Raw genomic sequence first — 16,339 nt, 5'->3', positions numbered from 1 at the left:
AGTTGTCTGTCGAGTTGTCTGTCGAGTTGTCTGTCAGGTGATCCGGTGGCTGCCGGTCCGGGGGCCGGCTGAGTGCTCAGCCTTGGCGCGCGTGAGTGCTGGGACCGGCGGCGGACGGTCCCATGACCGGCAGCGTCAGCCACACCCGGGTACCCACGCCCTCGCGCGAGGCCATGCGGACCTGGCCGCCGTGCCTGCTCACGATCGTGCGCACCAGGGCCAGGCCCAGCCCGGATCCGGGCAGGGCCCGGGCATTGCCCGCGCGCTCCAGCTCGTGGAAGACGCGGGCCAGGTCCGCCTCGGGCACGCCGATGCCGGTGTCGGCCACCTCGATGGTGACGGCGCCGGCCTCCTCCCGACCGCGCACCTCCACGGCGCCGCCATGCGGGGTGTACTTGGCGGCATTGGCGATGACGTTGTAGACGGCCGAGTAGAGCAGGTCGCCGTCGCCGCGCACGTGCGGCAGCGGCCAGGGCACGGCGGGCAGGTCCAGGCGCACCCGCACCGCCGCGCCGCGCCCGGCGGCCTCCTCGATGACGGCGGAGACCGCGTCCTGAACCGTCTCGGCCAGGTCGACGTCCTCCAGGGCCAGCGGGGCGGTCTCCAGCTCGGCGAGCTTGCGCAGGTCGGTCAGCAGTCGGCTCATCCGCCGCGACTGGGCGTCCACCACCTCCAGGTCGGCGGCCACGGCCGGGGCGGCGGTGCGGGAGGCGTCGGCGACGGCGGCGCGCACCGCCGTCAACGGGTTCTTCAGCTCGTGGTCCAGGCGCCGCAGGAACTGGCGGTGGCGGTTACGGGACTCCTCCTGCACGGTCTCGCGCAGCCGCTGCTCGGCATTGCGCCGACGGGTGCGGGCGAGCGCGGCCAGCGCGACGGCAAGGAGCAGCGCCGTGCCGGTCGCTCCCACGGCGGCGGGCACGCCGACCGTCACATACAGGTTCAATCCGCCCCAGATCACCTGCGCCAGGATCGTCAGCACCACGACCGCGACGACGGCGCACCCCCACCACAACCACAGTAGTCGGCCGCCCCCGGCCCGTCGTCCGCCCCCGGGGCCGGCGTCGGGCCGTCCGATTCCCGGCGCTGTCCCGCGCATGTCTCGAGGCACGGCGGCGCTCATACGTGCACCTCAGCGCGGAAGCGGTAGCCGCCCTGGGGCACGGTCTCGATGAAGGTCGGGTTGGTGGCGTCGTCGCCCAGCGCCCGGCGGATCTCGCGGATGCGGTGGTCGACGGCGCGCGTGGAGGAGGCGAAGTCGATGCCCCACAGGGCGGACAGCAGCGCCTCGCGGGTGTGCAGCTCACCGGGATGGCTCATGAGGAAGTCGAGCAGGGTCACGGCCTTGGGAGTCAGCGACAGCTCCCGGCCCGCCAGGGTGACGCGGCGAGCGGCCCGGTCCACAGTCAGTTCCCCCGACACCAGCCGGGAGGCGGCGGTCAGCGGCTGTCCCGCCCCGCGGGTGCGGCGCAGGACGGCGCGAATCCGGGAGGCCAGCTCGGCGGGGTCGAAGGGTTTGGACAGGTAGTCGTCGGCACCGTCGTCCAGGGCGGAGACGCGCTCGTAGGAGGCGTCGACCTGGGTGAGCAGGATGATCGGGGTCCAGGTGCCGCCGGCCCGCACCCGCCGCACCAGCTCGCGCCCGTCCATGCGGGGCATGAGCACGTCGCTGACGATGATGTCGACGTCGTAGGCGGCGAGCAGGTCGAGCGCCTCCACGCCGTCACTCGCGCGCATCACCCGGTAGCCGCTGCGCTCCAAGTAGGAGCCCAGCGAAGTGCGGATGGGGGCCTCGTCGTCGACGAGCAGGACGGTCGCGGTCGGCGCGGTGGACGGTACGGGTGCCGCAGGGGCGGCGGGCGGGGCGGGAGCGGGCCGGGGCATTGGTTCTGGACCGGGGTGAGTTGGATGTCCGGGCGTGCCGGTCAGTTGCTCAGCTGCTCGACGGTGTTGCCGGCACCGATGTCCTGCACGGCCGGGTCGCCGTCGAGGTAGTAGACCTTCACGTCCGAGCCGAAGGCCAGCACCTCGTCCACCTCGCGGACGTAGACGGTCACGTCCGAGCCCTGCACGGTCAGAGTCCCGATGCTCTCCGCGGAAACGGTGACCTCCGATCCCTGAATCGTCAGGCTGTTGAGCTCACCGACAAGGTTGTAGGTGCCCCCGGAGCTCTGGATCGCGTAATCGCCGGAGACGTTCTCCTGGGTGCTGCCGGCAATGACGCCGAGCCAGTCGGAGTTGGTGATGCCCGCGGTGGAGGATCCGGAGGCACCCGCGCCCGCGGCGTCGCCGTCGGCCTTGTCGGCGCCGGCGTCCTCGGCGTCGTCTGTGGCGGTGTCGTCGCTGTCGGTGTCCTCGGAGTCATCAGTTTCCTGCGTGGCCTCCTCGGTGGCGACGACGGCGGTGGTCTCCTGCGAGGAGGCGGACTCGCCGTCGGAGCCGCCGACGCTGATGGAGCAGGCGGCCAGGGAGGCGCCCAGGGCGAGGACGGCGGCGGGGACCAGGAGCTTGTTGGGGATACGCATGGGGGTTCCTTCCGGGGTTCAAGAAATCGTGTACCGGAAGATTACAGGCCCGCATACCGCCAGGCTGTCGCCACCCTGTCGCAATCCTGCGACCCGGCCGCAAGTCACATTCATAGCTCTTCCGCCTCGAGAGCGCGGCGGGGCGGCACCTGAGACCGACCTTTGCGAGCTGTCGGCGGCGGCCGGGATGACGGCAACGCAGGGCAGGCCGCCAGAAAGCCGGGTAGACGCCGAGAACACGCGCAGCCGTGGAGGCGCCGTCCGACCGCCGACCAGCAAGCAAGACTATCGAAACTGTGGTTATCTACAAAGATCAACGTTTGACCGTTCTTCACCACACCCACCCCAGGACGTCCAAACATCGCCTGCGAAAACCTGCGTGAACGAGCCTCTCCGAGAAAGGCCGCCCGCCACCCGGGCTAGACTTTTTGCACAAACGTACCAGAAATCCGCCCACCCCTCTTTTAGGTTCACACGAACATTGGTACGCTTGTCCCAATCGTGACGGGGCACCCACCCCACGCAGGCACGCAGGTGTGCCGAAGATCAAGACCTGGAGACACGACATGAAGTTTTCCGTCGCCTCTGAGATCGGCGAGCTAGCAACGGTCATCCTTCACCGCCCCGGCAGGGAGATGAACCGACTCACCCCGGACAACAAGGACGAGCTTCTGTTCGACGACGTGCTGTGGTTGGAGAGGGCCCAGCAGGATCACGACCAGTTCGCGGCGATCCTCAAACAGCGCGGCGTCAATATCCTGTATCTCCAGGACCTCCTCACCGACACCATCGAGGTCCCCGCGGCCCGGGAGTACCTGCTCGAAGGCGCACTCACCCCTGATCACACCGGCCTCACGGCCGCCCCCACGGTGCGCCGGTGGGCCGAGGAGGCCCCCGCCGCGGTACTGGCCGAGGTACTCATCGCCGGCATCACCAAGGCAGAGCTCCTTGAACAGCTTCCCGGCGTCTCCTCGATGGTCATGTCCTCCATCGACGACGAGGACCTCCTGCTGTCGCCTCTGCCCAACCACCTGTTCACCAGGGACTCCTCCAGCTGGATCTACGACGGAGTCTCGGTCAACACCATGCGCCGCACCGCCCGCCGCCGCGAGACCCTCAACTATCGGGCCATCTACCGGTGGCATCCGCTGTTCGCCAACGCCGACTTCCCCCTGTGGAACGATGGCACGCTCGGCCGCGAAATGAGCATCGAGGGCGGCGACATCCAAATCATCGGCAACGGCGCGGTCATGATCGGCGTTTCCGAACGTACCTGCCCGCAGGGCGTGGAGCATCTGGCGGCGAAGCTCTTCGCCGGAGGCATTCGTGAGGTCGTCGCCGTGCGCATGCACAAGTCGCGTGCACAGATGCACCTGGACACCATCATGACGATGGTGGACCGCGGCACCTTCACCAAGTATGCGGGCGCCGGGATGCTCCCCACCGTCACACTGCGCCCCGGCGACAGCCCCGATGAGATCGAGGTCAGGGAGAACGCCCCCGAGCTCATGCACCAAGTCATCGCCGAGGCCCTCGGGCTCGATGAGATCGTCGTGTTGACCACCCCCCAGGACTCCCGCTCCGCCGCCCGCGAGCAGTGGGACGACGGCGCCAACTCCTTGGCCATCGCCCCCGGCACGATCATCACTTACGAGCGCAACGTCAACACCAACAGGTACCTGACGAGCAAGGGCATCGAGGTGCTCACCATTCCCGGGTCGGAGCTGGGCCGCGGCCGTGGCGGACCACACTGCATGAGCTGCCCAGTCCTGCGCAATCCCGTCGACTGATCCATCCGCATTCGAAACACATCAGGAGAACAACATGCCGCATCCTTTGTCCGGGCGCTCCTTCCTCAAGGAGCTCGACTTCACGGCCTCGCAGTGGAGCATCCTGCTCAATCTGGCCGGCCAGCTCAAGGCCGACAAGCGGGCGGGCCGGGAGGTCCAGCGCCTCAAGGGTAAGAACATCGCCCTGCTGTTCGGAAAGACCTCTACGCGCACTCGCTGTGCCTTCGAGGTCGGCGCCGCCGACCAGGGAGCCAGTACCACCTACCTCGACCCCTCCGGCTCTCAGATGGGGCACAAGGAGTCCGTCGCCGACACCGCCCGCGTGCTGGGGCGCATGTTCGACGGCATCGAGTTCCGGGGCCGCAAGCAGGAACACGTCCAGCAACTCGCCGACCTGTCCGGCGTGCCGGTGTGGAACGGGCTGACCGACGACTGGCACCCCACCCAGGCCCTGGCCGACCAGCTGACGATGCTGGAACACGCGGAGCGGCCGCTGAAGGAGATCTCCTTCGCCTACCTGGGCGACTGTCGCAACAACGTTGCCAACTCGTTGCTCGTCTCCGGGGCCCTCATGGGCATGGACGTGCGCCTGGTCGGGCCCGCCGAACTGCTGCCCGCCGACGACGTCGTCGCCTCGGCCAGGCGCCTGGCGGAGGAGTCCGGCGCCCGGATCACCATCGGCTCCGACGTCGATGAGGGCGTCAAGGGAGCCGACTTCCTGTACACAGACGTGTGGGTGTCCATGGGCGAGCCGAAGGAGGTATGGGATCAGCGCATCGCCCTGCTCAAGCCCTACCAGGTCAACGCCTCCCTAGTAGAGCGGACTGGCAACCCGGACGTGAAGTTCCTGCACTGCCTGCCGGCCTTCCACGACCGCAACACGACCGTCGGGGAGGACATCTACACCAAGACAGGACTGGACGGCCTGGAGGTGACCGACGACGTCTTCGAGACCGAGCGCAACGTCGCCTTCGACCAGGCGGAGAACCGTATGCACACCATCAAGGCCGTCATGGTGGCGACCCTGGGCGAATGGGACTGATGCGACCATGAGAATCGTCGCCGCACTCGGAGGCAATGCGCTCATGCGTCGGGGAGACAAGCCCGACGCCCGCACCCAGATCGCCAACGTCAAGCGGGCGGCCAAGGCGCTGGCCGCACTGGCCGAGGAGCATGAGCTCATCATCACCCACGGCAACGGCCCGCAGGTCGGAACGCTGGCTCTGGAGTCCGCCAACGACGAGCGGCTGAGCGAGCCCTACCCCTTCGACACACTCGGAGCCGAGACCCAGGGCATGATCGGCTACTGGCTCCTCCAGGCCATGCAGAACGCACTGCCGGGCCGCCACGTCGCCTCGCTGATCAGCCAGACCCTGGTCCTTTCCGGCGATCCGGCCTTCAACAACCCCACCAAGTTCGTGGGCGAGGTCTACGACGAGGCCACGGCCCGGGCGCTTGCGGCCGAGCGAGGCTGGACCGTCAAGCCCGACGGCGCCCATTGGCGTCGTGTGGTCGCCTCTCCCAAACCGCAGCGTTTCATCGAGACGCGCATGGCCCGCATCCTGCTTCAGGCCGGCGCCGTAGTCGTCTGCTCCGGCGGGGGCGGAGTACCGGTGATCCGCAACGCCAAGGGCAAGCTGGAGGGCGTCGAGGCCGTCGTCGACAAGGATCTGACCGCCGCCGTGCTCGCAGAGCACCTGGAGGCCGACGCCCTGCTCATTCTCACCGATGTCGACGGCGTGAGGACCGGCTATGGCACCCCGCAGGAGCGGCGCATCGACCGGGCCACCCCGGCATCTCTGCGCGCCCTGGACCTGCCCGCCGGCTCAATGGGACCCAAGGTGGAGGCGGTGTGCCGTTTCGTGGAGTTGACCGGAGACATGGCCGCCATTGGCCGCCTGGAGGACACCACCGAGATTATCGACGGCACCGCGGGAACCATCGTCACCGCGGGCGGGGACTACGGCGGACCGGAGGACATCCGCCCGCCCATGCCGGGACTCATGTTCCCCCGTCACCAACAGTTCTGAACCTACCGAGACACACGTCGAGAAGGTGATGCCAGCACTCAACCACCAGATCTTCAAGAACCGACCCACCGTCCGCAACTATCAGGCAGCAGACGCACCGACACACACTCACTAAGGAAGTGACCACCATGACGAAGATCGTCAACTCATGGAACGACTTCGACCCGCTCAAGCATGTCATCGTCGGCCGGGCCGAGCACTCCGTCATCCCGCCGGAGGAGCCCGCAACCTCCGAGAAGGTTCCGATCGACTCCGAGATGCGCGGCATGTGGGGGCCCCGCCCCCTGGAGACCGTGGAGAAGGCGGCCGCCCAGCTCGACTTCCTCGCCAAGACCCTTGAGGAGCACGGCGTCAAGGTCGACCGCCCCACCCCGCTGCAGTGGAACCAGCACATTCAGACGCCGGACTTCCGCAACGACTCGATGATGACCTGCATGCCGCCGCGCGACATCCTGCTCACCATCGGCAACGAGATCATGGCCTCCGCCAACTCCTTCCGCTGCCGCTACTTCGAGTACCTGGCCTACTGGCCGCTCATGAAGCAGTACTTCGACGAGGACCCGGAGTTCAAGTGGACCCAGGCCCCTCGCCCCCGCCTGACCGACAAGTCCTACAAGCACAACTACTACGACGAGCAGATCTCCCTGGAGGAGCGGCTCGAACGTACCGCGAACAAGGACTTCGTCACCACCGAGGTCGAGCCCATGTGGGACGCCGCCGACGTGCTCCGGCTGGGCAAGGACCTGTTCATCCAGCACGGCCTGACCACCAACCGCACGGCCATGGAGTGGTTCAAGCGCTACTACCCGGACCTGCGGGTGCACGCGGTCAACTTCCCGGGCGACCCCTACCCGATCCACATTGATGCGACCTTCGTGCCGCTGCGGCCCGGTCTGATCATCAACAACCCGCAGCGTCGTCTGCCCGAGGAGCAGCGCAAGATCTTCGAGGCCAACGACTGGCAGATCGTCGACGCCGCCCAGCCGGCTCACGACACGCCCCCGCCGCTGTGCTACTCCTCGGTGTGGCTGTCCATGAACTGTCTGGTGCTCGACCACAAGACGGTCATCTGCGAGGCCTCCGAGGTCCACCAGATGGAGCAGATGGACAAGCTCGGCATGAATGTCATCCCCGTGCCGTTCCGCGATGCCTACCCCTTCGGCGGCGCGCTGCACTGCGCCACCGCGGACGTTTACCGCGAGGGCGGCTGCGAGGACTACTTCCCGAACCAGGTCGAGGACCCGACCCTCGTCTGATCCGAGAACTCAGCGCCGTCACCGCATGCCGTGGGTGACGGTCGGCGACGACCGTCACCCACGGCGTGGGCGTAGCCGGACGTTCTCGGCCACATGCAGTCGACCGATCGCCGTGTCTTCGCCAGTCCCACACTTATCACTACTCTGTCGCCGGCGCTCTTCGTCGGCGACGCCCCCCGCAAAGGAGCGGACGTTGGACTCATCGAGTCGAGAAAAACTCAAGGGATTCGCATTCATGTTTCTCTCATCGAGCCTGATGGGAGGAATCGGCGCCTTCGCCCGCTATATCGAGGCGCCGGGGCTCTTTATTTCGTTCAACCGCAGCTTCGCCGGATTCCTGGGAATGACGGCGATATTCCTGGCAACACGGAGATTCCATAAGTTCCGCAACTTCAGGATATCTCCTGCCGTCATCCTCACGGGCATCTTCCTGGGCCTGCTCTCCGGCCTCTACGTCATGTCCACCCAAATGACGACCCTGTCGAACGCCGCCTTCCTCATCTACACCGGACCCGTATACTCTACGGTACTGGCGACGATCTTCCTCAAGGAGCCCTTCACAAAGGTCACCGGCCTATCACTGGCCGCCGTGCTTATCGGCTGCCTAATGATTATAGGCATCATAAACTACACCTCGGGCGAGGGATTCACCGTCAGCCTAGACCTTGACCCCAAGTACATGGCCGGCAATCTCGTAGCCCTGGCTTCCGGCGTGGCCTACGGCCTCTTCCTCTTCTTCAGCCGCTACCGGACCGATGTCGACTCCGATATACGCTCCTACTGCAACTTCACCTTCGCGATCATCACACTAGGCACGATCCTCCTCGTTAATCGCCCGGACCTGTCTGAGATGACCGCCCGCGGCTGGACCGTGCTCGTCGTGGCAGCCTTTATCACCGGGTTCGGCGCCTTCTTCTTCCTGACGGTCGCCTCGAAGATCCTACTCGCCTCCGAACTGGCCACCATCTCCTACCAGGAGACAATCATGGCCACGTTGCTCGGTATCATCCTGTTCAGCGAACACATCACCTTCACCCAGGGGCTCGGCGGCGCCCTCATCATCGCCGGAGGCGTCTCTCAGATCATATTCTCGACGAAGAACGACAAGCAGGAGGCCCCCGCAAAGTCCGGCGCAGACAAGGCATTCGCCGACTCGACGAGCTCCTGAACACTCGCCCCCATCAATCCGACGAGCCATCACGCACGCTACCGCCACCATTTGCCAAGGAGTCCATATACCCATGAACACGAACAACATCATGAGGCTCGATGCCTTATCCCCGTGGGAGCCGTCGAGCAGCACGGACCACACATGCCTGTGAGCGTCGACGTCCTTCTGTCAACTACGACGGCCGAGTTGACCGCTGAGCACCTGGGAGCAGCCCTTGTGGGGCCAACCATCACCACCGGTTACAAGTCCCAGCAGCGCTCAGGCACTTTTCTCCACCCGGACCGCGGCCGCCCCCAGTACAAACGAGGCTGAGACATCCCCAGCCGAGCACGAGAAAGCACTGATCTCATGAAACAGACCGTACTCATGAAGGAAATGGACGCCTTCACCTACCGCGAACGCCTCGCCACCAACCCGATCGTCATCATCCCGGTCGGCTCATTGGAGCAGCACGGGCCCCACATGCCCCTGTGCGTGGACGAGCTGCTTTCAACCGACATGGCCATCGCCGTCGCCGAAAGGATAGGTGCCGTCGTCGGACCGGCCATCACCTTCGGTTACAAGTCCCAGCAACGCTCAGGGGGCGGGTATCACCTGGCGGGCACCGTTAGCATGACGGGCAAGACCTTTATCGACCTTGCTAAGGAGATCACCCTTGAGCTGGCCGAACACGGAATACGCAGGTTCGTCTTCTGCAACGGCCACTACGAAAACTACCAGTTCCTCTTCGAGGGCGTCGACCTGGCGGTACGTGACCTGCGGGCGCGAGGCATCGAGATCATCTGTCAACTCATATCCTACTGGGACTTCGTCGACGACGCGACCATAGACCGGCTCTACCCCGAGGGCTTCACGGGTTGGGATCTTGAACACGGCGGGGTGCTGGAGACCTCCCTCATGCTCCTGCTACACCCCGACCTGGTCGACATGGAGCGGGTCTCCGACGACCCGCCCGCCGTCCTGCCAAACTACGACATCCTTCCCATCAAACCCGAGTTGACCCCGCCGTCGGGCTGCCTGTCCTCGGCGAGGAACGCAACCCTGGAGAAGGGGCGGATCCTTCTGGACACCGCCGCAACCGGCATGGTCGAGGCTATCCGCCATGAGTTCTGAAGACGGCCCCAGGGCCAATGACTTCGGTGAGGAGCTGGATGGCTCTGCCCAGATCAGCGCCGATGCCAGACGCCACGATGACAACAACATCAGAATCGCGGCGGTGGCCGTTGTCGTCCTACTGGCCCTGGGGACCGTCCTGTTCCGGGAGCAGGCCTCCACCATCATCGATGTGGCCCGCACTTTCGTCACCGAGTACTTCTCCTGGTACTTCGTCGTCTTCTCGGTCCTCGCCCTCGCCTTCGTCCTAGTCATCGCCTTGTCTCCCTCCCACGGATCTATCAGACTCGGCGGCCCGCAGGCGAGGACCGAGTATGGACGCTTCGCCTGGTACTCGATGCTCTTCGCCTCGGGGCAGGGCATAGGACTCATCTTCTGGTCCGTCGCCGAGCCCGTCCTCCTCAAGACCGATGACCCTCTCGCCGATTCCAATCCGGGAGACGTCGACTCGGCATCATTGTCCTGGGGATACTTCCACTGGGGGCTGACCGCCTGGGCGATCTACTGCGTCGTCGCCCTGTGCATCGCCTACTCCACATACAACTGCGCACAGCAACCCACATTCCGGGGCGCCTGTGAGGATCTCTTCCCGGCACGGCACCGGCGCCACACCGGGTTGGCGATCGAGCTCTTCGCCATCCTCGCAACGATCCTGGGCCTGTCCACGTCCTTCGGTTTCGCCTCACTGCAGTTGTCCTCGGGGCTGTCCGCGCTGCTGGGCATCGAGGTCTCCACCTCCGGCAAGGTCGCCGTCATCACCACGATGGGAGCGGTCACCGCGATCTCGGTCTACTTCGGGATCAACCGCGGAATGCGGCTCATCTCAGAGCTCAACTCCGTCCTATCCGTGGTCCTTGTCTTCCTCACCCTGGTCTTCGGCCCGACGATGTACATACTGCACATCCTGCCGCAGTCCGTCGGCGAGTTCGTCGATCGGTTCGTCGCCATGTCGGTGTACTCCGAGCCGGAGGTCCTGGGCTCGGGCATCACCACGTGGAGTGAGTCGTGGAACGGGCAGTGGACCACCTTCATCTGGTGCTGGTGCATCGCCTTCTCCCCTTTCGTCGCCTCCTTCATCGCCTCGATCTCCAAAGGGCGCACGCTCAGGGAGTTCGTACTCGGAGTGCTCGGCATCCCAACGATCATCGTCATGATATGGATCGGTGTCATCGGTGGTGCCGCCCTGCACTACGACACAGAATCGAATGGTGCGGTCGGAGACTCCCTCAACGCGGACGTCTCTGCAGGACTGTTCACGGCGCTCGGCTTCGTGCCCCTCGTCGGAGGTCTACTCATCCTGGTATCCACGGTACTGGTGGGGACATACTTCGTGACCTCCCTGGACTCCGGAGTGCATGCACTGTCGGGATTCGTATCCATGGGTGCGAAGGCATCCCCGCGGTTCCGGGTGGTGCTCGCGATACTCATCTCGGCCCTGGCGATAGCTCTGCTGACCCTGGGCGGGGGCAAGGCTCTGACCACGATTCAGACCGGAACCATCGTCGGCGCGCTGCCCTTCAGCGTCGTCATCCTGCTCATGATGGTGAACATCGTCCGCAGGCTGCGGAGGCGGCAAAAGCATGCCGGTACCAGCCCGCCCCGCGACATCTGCGCACGCCGGGCTCAGTCTTGAAGATCGCAGAAGAGCCGCTCAGTCCCGCCTCCGCGCTCTTCGCCGCACTGGAGGATGAATCCTTGCTTGTCTGGGCTGTTGCATACTGTTACCCGTGGCCGAGTCCACCGGTGCCGGTGGACCCGTCGAGACCGCCCCGGAGGCGAGATAGCCGCAGGCTGAGACCGGAAGGCCGACCGCTCACGCGGACGTTAACATCATCGTATTGTGAGCACCGACACTCCCAGAACCCCGGCGACGTCCAAGGGCGCGGCACGACGTCGCAGCATCATCGACGCGGCCGCCGAGATCATCCGTGAATCCGGTCCCAGCGCCGTGACTCATCGTGGCGTCGCGGAACGAGCCGGCTGTTCGCTGTCAGCCACCACGTACTACTTCTCCGGCCTGGATGACCTGCTTTACGAGGCCGGGCGAGTGAACATCGCCCTGTGGGCAGAACGCGCCGAACGTGTCGCCAGAAGGGTCGAGGCGCTGGATCACTCTCCCTCGCTGGAGGAGGCCGTCCAGCTCCTGTTGTCGGCCACCCTGCCCGATGCCGGACCGTACCTCGGCCACTACATGCAGCTTATCTCCGCCAACACCTCCGTGCCCGTCGGCCGCGCTTACGGGGAGGGGCGCAACCGGCTGAATGCCGCCGTCGACCGTGTGGTCAATGGGCTCGGTCTGTACCTCACAGCGGAGACCGTCATCGCCACGGTCGACGGAGCCGCGGTGACGGCGCTGAGCGAGCATCGCGATGTCCGCAGCACTGCCCTGGCCCTGCTGCGACGCCTGGTGCAGTTGTCGGAGTTGAGCTCCACCGTTCTCGCCGATGCCACCCCCGAGGAGTTCCGAACCCGCATGAACCGCGAGATGCCACTCCCGACCCGTCGTCCCACCGACATCGGTCGTGATGACTGCCGAAGTCGGCGGCAATGAACAGCTCTTCGCGTTTGAGGGTGTGATGGTTCCGGCCCAGGCTGCGATGTGGGGACGTGCTCGGGGTGGCGGGCGGGTCTGACCGCAGTCCGGGCGTCGGGATACCGGTGCCTGCTGGCAGTTGGTGTACTGACTCGCATTCAGATCGCCACCGTAGTCGTGCTCCTCCTCAAGCGCTGGAAGCAGGAGCGGGCCGCAGCCGGTCGGAACGAGTGGAGTTTCGTCAGCCTGCGACTGCGGTCGCACCAGTTCTGGAGCCACTGGGTCCCCTACCTCCGGTGCCGCCGGCGGCACCCGTTGCCGTCTGCGTCGTAGGTGTCACCGTTTCTACCGATCTCGGCACGTAACTTCTACCGATCTCGGCGAAGGGGTCAGCGGGCTGACTTGCGGGCAGTCGTTTTCCTCCCCGCTGTCTTCTTGGTGGCGGTCTTGGAGGTGGTGCGCTTCCTGGCGGGGCCCTTGGCGCGCTTCTCCGCGAGCAGCTCGTAGGCGCGCTCGGGGGTGACGGTGGCCGGGTCGTCGTCGCGGCGCAGCGTCACATTCGTCTCCCCGTCGGTGAAGTAGGGGCCGAAGCGGCCGTCCTTGATCACCACCGGGCGCCCGGTGGCCGGGTCGGTGCCGAGCTCGCGCAGGGGACCGCGGGCGGCCGCCTGGCCGCGGCGCCGCTTGGGCTGGGCGAACAGCTCCAGCGCCTGCTCCAGGGTCACCGTGAACAGCTGTTCCTCGCTCTCCAGGGAGCGCGAGTCCGTGCCCTTCTTCAGGTAGGGGCCGTAGCGGCCGTTCTGGGCGGTGATGTCGACGCCCTCGGCGTCCTGCCCCACCACGCGCGGCAGGCTGAGCAGATCGAGGGCCTGCTCCAGGGTGACGGTGGCCAGATCCATTGACTTCAGCAGCGACGCGGTGCGCGGCTTGGGGCCCTTGCGCGACTTGCGGGCCGTGGACTTCGCCGCCGACTTGGCGGTGGTCTTGGAGCCGGTCGGCGTATCGGCCGCCTCCTCAGGCGTGGACGGAGCCTCCGGCTCGGGCAGGATCTCGGTGACGTAAGGCCCGTAGCGGCCGTCCTTGACGACGATGGTGTGCCCGGTGGAGGGGTCGGTGCCGAGTTCACGGCCGTCGTCGGCGGCGCGGGTGAACAGCTCGCGTGCCTTGGCCACGGTCAGCTCGTCGGGCGCCAGGTCCCCGGGGACGTTGGCGCGCTTGCCCTCGGCGTCCTCCAGGTAGGGGCCGTAGCGGCCCACGCGCAGGGTGATGCCCTCGCCGATGTCGATGGAGTTGACGGCGCGGGCGTCGATCTCGCCGAGCCCGTCCACCAGGGCCTTCAGCCCCTGGCTCTCCCCCGCTCCGCCGACCGCTGCGGCCGCAGGTCCCGACGGCGCCGCGCCCGCACCGGCCATTCCCTGCTGCCCGTAGTAGAAGTGGGTGAGCCACTTGACCCGGTCCTCCTCGCCGGCGGCGATGCGGTCCAGGTCCGCCTCCATGGAGGCGGTGAAGTCGTAGTCGACCAGCTCGCTGAAGTTCTCCTCCAGCAGGCGGGTGACGGCGAAGGCCAGCCACGTGGGCACCAGCGCCTGGCCGCGGTGCTCCACGTAGCCGCGGTCGGAGATGGTGGACATGATGGAGGCGTAGGTGGAGGGGCGGCCGATCTCCCGCTCCTCCAGCGCCTTGACCAGGGAGGCCTCCGTGTAGCGGGGCGGCGGAGTGGTCTCGTGCCCGGCGGCCTGCGCCCCGAGCGCGACCAGTTCCTGCCCGGCGATCATGGCGGGCAGACGCACCTCCCGGTCCCGGCCGGCCGCAGCGTTGCCCGCGGACCCGCCCGCCCCGGAGCCGCCGTCCGACGGCGCCGATCCGTCCGTCACCGCGGGCGCGGTCTCGGACTCGTAGCGCTCGGCGTCGCGCCCCTCCTCATAGGCGGCCAGGAAGCCGCGGAAGGTGATGACGGTGCCGGAGGCGCTCAGCCCCGCGGTGTTGAAGGTGATGCCGGCGTCGCGGGAGCCGCCGTCGGCGGGGCGCAGCGGCACGTCCACGCGCACGGTCGCCGTGGAGCCGGTGGCGTCGGCCATCTGGGAGGCCACGGTGCGCCGCCAGATGAGCTCGTACAGGCGGAACTGGGAGCCGGTCAGGCGCCCGGACACCTGTGCGGGGGTGCGGAAGTGATCGCCCGCGGGGCGGATCGCCTCGTGCGCCTCCTGAGCGCCCTTGGTCTTGGTGGCGTACACGCGCGGCTTGGGGGCCACGTACTCGGGCCCGTAAAGCTCGGCCACCTGCCCCCGGGCGGCGGCGATCGCCTGCCCGGACAGCACCGTGGAGTCGGTGCGCATGTAGGTGATGAAGCCGTTCTCGTACAGGGCCTGCGCCACCCGCATGGTCTCCCGCGGGTTCATGCGCAGCTTGCGGCTGGCCTCCTGCTGCAGGGTGGAGGTGGTGAAGGGCGCGGCCGGGCGCCGCCGGTAGGGCTTGTCCTCCACCTGGGCCACCCGCGGCACGGCCCGGGTGATGGCGTCGGCGACGGCGCGGGCGGCGCCCTCGTGCAGGTGCACGGTGCCGGCCTTGACGGCGGCGGGGCGCAGCGCTCCGGCGTCGGTGAAGTCGCGGCCGGTGGCCACGCGCCGCCCATCGAGGGTGGTCAGGCGGGCGGTGAAGGCGGCCTCCGTCCCGGCGGGTGGGCGCAGCGAGCTGCCGGCGGACAGGTCGGTGGACAGCTGCGCCTCCACCCCCCAGTAGCCGGCCGCCTTGAAGGCCATGCGCTCGCGCTCGCGCTCGACCACGAGCCGGGTGGCCACCGACTGCACGCGCCCGGCGGACAGGCCGGCGCGGACCTTGCGCCACAGCACGGGGCTGACCTCGTAGCCGACCAGCCGGTCGAGGATGCGGCGGGTCTCCTGGGCGTCCACCCGGTGGGTGTCCAGGTCACGGGTGTTGTCCAGGGCGCGGGTGACCGCCTCCTTGGTGATCTCGGTGAAGGTCATGCGCTTGACCGGAACCTTGGGCTTGAGCACCTCCAACAGGTGCCAGGCGATGGCCTCCCCCTCACGGTCGTCGTCGGTGGCCAGGTAGAGCTCGTCGGCGTCCTTGAGGGCCTTGCGCAGCTGCGTGACCGTCTTCTTCTTGTCCGGGTTGACGACGTAGTAGGGCTTGAAGCCGTCGGTCACGTCCACGGCGAACTTCCCGTACGGCCCCTTCTTCTGCGCTGCGGGCAACTCGGAGGGCTGGGCCAGGTCGCGGATATGGCCGACCGACGCCTCGACGTCGAAGTCCTTCCCCAGGTAGCCGGCGATGGAGCGGACCTTGTTGGGGGACTCGACGATGACGAGCTTCTTGGACACGAGCGACCTTTCTCACTCCAAACACATACATTGCCCTGGACATACCGACCGCAGGGCCTCACGAGCGCGGCGGCGGGAGCCGACCGGCAACCGCTCCGGGTGAGCGTAACTCACCGTTGCCCAGGGCAACACTATGCCGTTCCGCAGCCACTCGGCCTCAGGACAGCTCTGCAAGCGCGTCACGGGCCGCCGCCAGCCGCCGCTCGGTCGCGGCGTCGTCGTATACCAGGCTCAGTCCGCGGCATTCCGCCGCCAGTTGCGCCAATGAACGTACCTCGGGGAAGCCTTGGGATGCGAGGGAAGCGAGCTCGTAGACCAGGGCGTCGGTCTCCTTCTCGATCATCGCCGCCGAGTCGAGGATGCGCGCCACCGGCTCCAGGGCCGCGGAGGTCGCCGCGGGCACGCGCACGCCGACGCTCACCAGCGCCGCCACCTCGCGTGGCAGCATGACCCGCTTCATCTCGTGGAGGGAGCCGAAGCCGAGTCCCTCCAGCTCCTTTGCCAGCTCGACGGCGCCGTGTTCACCGATCCGGCGGCGCGAGGCCGCGTGTGCGGCCAGCTCACGCTCTGCGGCAGGCACCCT

Annotated in this window: 14 protein-coding genes; 9 read left to right on the top strand and 5 right to left on the bottom strand. The window is 67.1% G+C overall.

The annotated features are described in order from the left end of the window. Window positions 1-76: 76 nt before the first annotated feature. Genes BLR49_RS04670 through BLR49_RS04660 form a run of 3 tightly spaced genes read right to left on the bottom strand, consistent with a single transcriptional unit; the run spans window position 77 to window position 2,522 of the window. Entirely contained in the window at window positions 77-1,120 is a 1,044-nt protein-coding gene (locus BLR49_RS04670; RefSeq protein WP_245690457.1) for a sensor histidine kinase, read from the bottom strand. Continuing rightward, on the bottom strand, window positions 1,117-1,881 hold the full coding sequence (locus BLR49_RS04665) for a response regulator transcription factor (protein ID WP_092534168.1): 765 nt from the start codon (window positions 1,879-1,881) through the stop codon (window positions 1,117-1,119). The genes BLR49_RS04670 and BLR49_RS04665 overlap by 4 nt, the downstream gene beginning before the upstream one ends. Window positions 1,882-1,922: 41 nt before the next feature. Next, window positions 1,923-2,522 carry a DUF3060 domain-containing protein gene (locus BLR49_RS04660; RefSeq protein ID WP_092534165.1) on the bottom strand — a complete coding sequence of 200 codons (600 nt, stop codon included), beginning with the start codon at window positions 2,520-2,522 and terminating at the stop codon, window positions 1,923-1,925. Window positions 2,523-3,088: 566 nt separating this feature from the next. Here BLR49_RS04660 and BLR49_RS04655 point away from each other — a divergent pair. The 9 genes from BLR49_RS04655 to BLR49_RS04615 all read left to right on the top strand — a co-directional run bounded on the left by BLR49_RS04655 (window position 3,089) and on the right by BLR49_RS04615 (window position 12,433). Beyond that, window positions 3,089-4,312 carry an arginine deiminase gene (locus tag BLR49_RS04655; protein WP_092534162.1) on the top strand — a complete coding sequence of 408 codons (1,224 nt, stop codon included), beginning with the start codon at window positions 3,089-3,091 and terminating at the stop codon, window positions 4,310-4,312. Between the two features lie 34 nt (window positions 4,313-4,346). Further along, window positions 4,347-5,354 carry an ornithine carbamoyltransferase gene (gene argF, locus BLR49_RS04650; protein ID WP_092534159.1) on the top strand — a complete coding sequence of 336 codons (1,008 nt, stop codon included), beginning with the start codon at window positions 4,347-4,349 and terminating at the stop codon, window positions 5,352-5,354. 7 nt (window positions 5,355-5,361) lie between these two features. Further along, window positions 5,362-6,342 carry a carbamate kinase gene (gene arcC, locus BLR49_RS04645; RefSeq protein ID WP_092534157.1) on the top strand — a complete coding sequence of 327 codons (981 nt, stop codon included), beginning with the start codon at window positions 5,362-5,364 and terminating at the stop codon, window positions 6,340-6,342. A 128-nt stretch (window positions 6,343-6,470) separates the two neighbouring features. Beyond that, window positions 6,471-7,598, top strand: a complete 1,128-nt coding sequence (locus tag BLR49_RS04640) for a serine/threonine protein kinase (RefSeq protein WP_092534154.1) — start codon at window positions 6,471-6,473, stop codon at window positions 7,596-7,598. Window positions 7,599-7,791: 193 nt separating this feature from the next. Further along, window positions 7,792-8,766, top strand: a complete 975-nt coding sequence (locus BLR49_RS04635; RefSeq protein ID WP_245690456.1) for a DMT family transporter — start codon at window positions 7,792-7,794, stop codon at window positions 8,764-8,766. 51 nt (window positions 8,767-8,817) lie between these two features. After that, complete coding sequence (locus BLR49_RS13850; RefSeq protein WP_092534148.1) at window positions 8,818-9,081, top strand: creatininase family protein; 264 nt, start codon at window positions 8,818-8,820, stop codon at window positions 9,079-9,081. 36 nt (window positions 9,082-9,117) lie between these two features. After that, window positions 9,118-9,882: a creatininase gene (locus BLR49_RS04625; RefSeq protein WP_092534145.1), complete on the top strand. Its 765-nt coding sequence runs from the start codon at window positions 9,118-9,120 to the stop codon at window positions 9,880-9,882. Further along, a complete protein-coding gene (locus BLR49_RS04620) occupies window positions 9,872-11,515 on the top strand; it encodes a BCCT family transporter (RefSeq protein ID WP_092534142.1) in 1,644 nt (547 codons plus the stop codon). Before BLR49_RS04625 ends, BLR49_RS04620 begins: the two co-directional genes overlap by 11 nt. 207 nt (window positions 11,516-11,722) lie before the next feature. Further along, complete coding sequence (locus tag BLR49_RS04615; RefSeq protein WP_245690452.1) at window positions 11,723-12,433, top strand: TetR/AcrR family transcriptional regulator; 711 nt, start codon at window positions 11,723-11,725, stop codon at window positions 12,431-12,433. Between the two features lie 371 nt (window positions 12,434-12,804). On the opposite strand, the gene topA is transcribed toward BLR49_RS04615, so the two are convergent. Continuing rightward, complete coding sequence (topA, locus tag BLR49_RS04610; RefSeq protein WP_092534136.1) at window positions 12,805-15,756, bottom strand: type I DNA topoisomerase; 2,952 nt, start codon at window positions 15,754-15,756, stop codon at window positions 12,805-12,807. Between the two features lie 157 nt (window positions 15,757-15,913). Further along, window positions 15,914-16,336 (bottom strand): hypothetical protein, encoded by a 423-nt coding sequence (locus tag BLR49_RS13605; protein WP_245690450.1) that lies wholly within the window; start codon window positions 16,334-16,336, stop codon window positions 15,914-15,916. Window positions 16,337-16,339: the final 3 nt, after the last annotated feature.

It is taken from the genome of Actinomyces ruminicola, from assembly GCF_900103885.1.
GTDB classification, from domain to species: domain Bacteria; phylum Actinomycetota; class Actinomycetes; order Actinomycetales; family Actinomycetaceae; genus Actinomyces; species Actinomyces ruminicola.
Note: the sequence above shows the minus strand (reverse complement) of the source record. Positions and strands in the feature narration are given on the sequence as shown.

Excerpts from the sequence above, each read along its gene's own strand:
- BLR49_RS04620 (WP_092534142.1), top strand. The coding sequence starts at position 9,872 with ATGAGTTCTGAAGACGGCCCCAGGGCCAATGACTTCGGTGAGGAGCTG.
- BLR49_RS04670 (WP_245690457.1), bottom strand. The coding sequence starts at position 1,120 with ATGAGCGCCGCCGTGCCTCGAGACATGCGCGGGACAGCGCCGGGAATC.
- argF (WP_092534159.1), top strand. The coding sequence starts at position 4,347 with ATGCCGCATCCTTTGTCCGGGCGCTCCTTCCTCAAGGAGCTCGACTTC.
- BLR49_RS04640 (WP_092534154.1), top strand. The coding sequence starts at position 6,471 with ATGACGAAGATCGTCAACTCATGGAACGACTTCGACCCGCTCAAGCAT.
- arcC (WP_092534157.1), top strand. The coding sequence starts at position 5,362 with ATGAGAATCGTCGCCGCACTCGGAGGCAATGCGCTCATGCGTCGGGGA.
- BLR49_RS04665 (WP_092534168.1), bottom strand. The coding sequence starts at position 1,881 with ATGCCCCGGCCCGCTCCCGCCCCGCCCGCCGCCCCTGCGGCACCCGTA.
- BLR49_RS04660 (WP_092534165.1), bottom strand. The coding sequence starts at position 2,522 with ATGCGTATCCCCAACAAGCTCCTGGTCCCCGCCGCCGTCCTCGCCCTG.
- BLR49_RS04625 (WP_092534145.1), top strand. The coding sequence starts at position 9,118 with ATGAAACAGACCGTACTCATGAAGGAAATGGACGCCTTCACCTACCGC.
- BLR49_RS04655 (WP_092534162.1), top strand. The coding sequence starts at position 3,089 with ATGAAGTTTTCCGTCGCCTCTGAGATCGGCGAGCTAGCAACGGTCATC.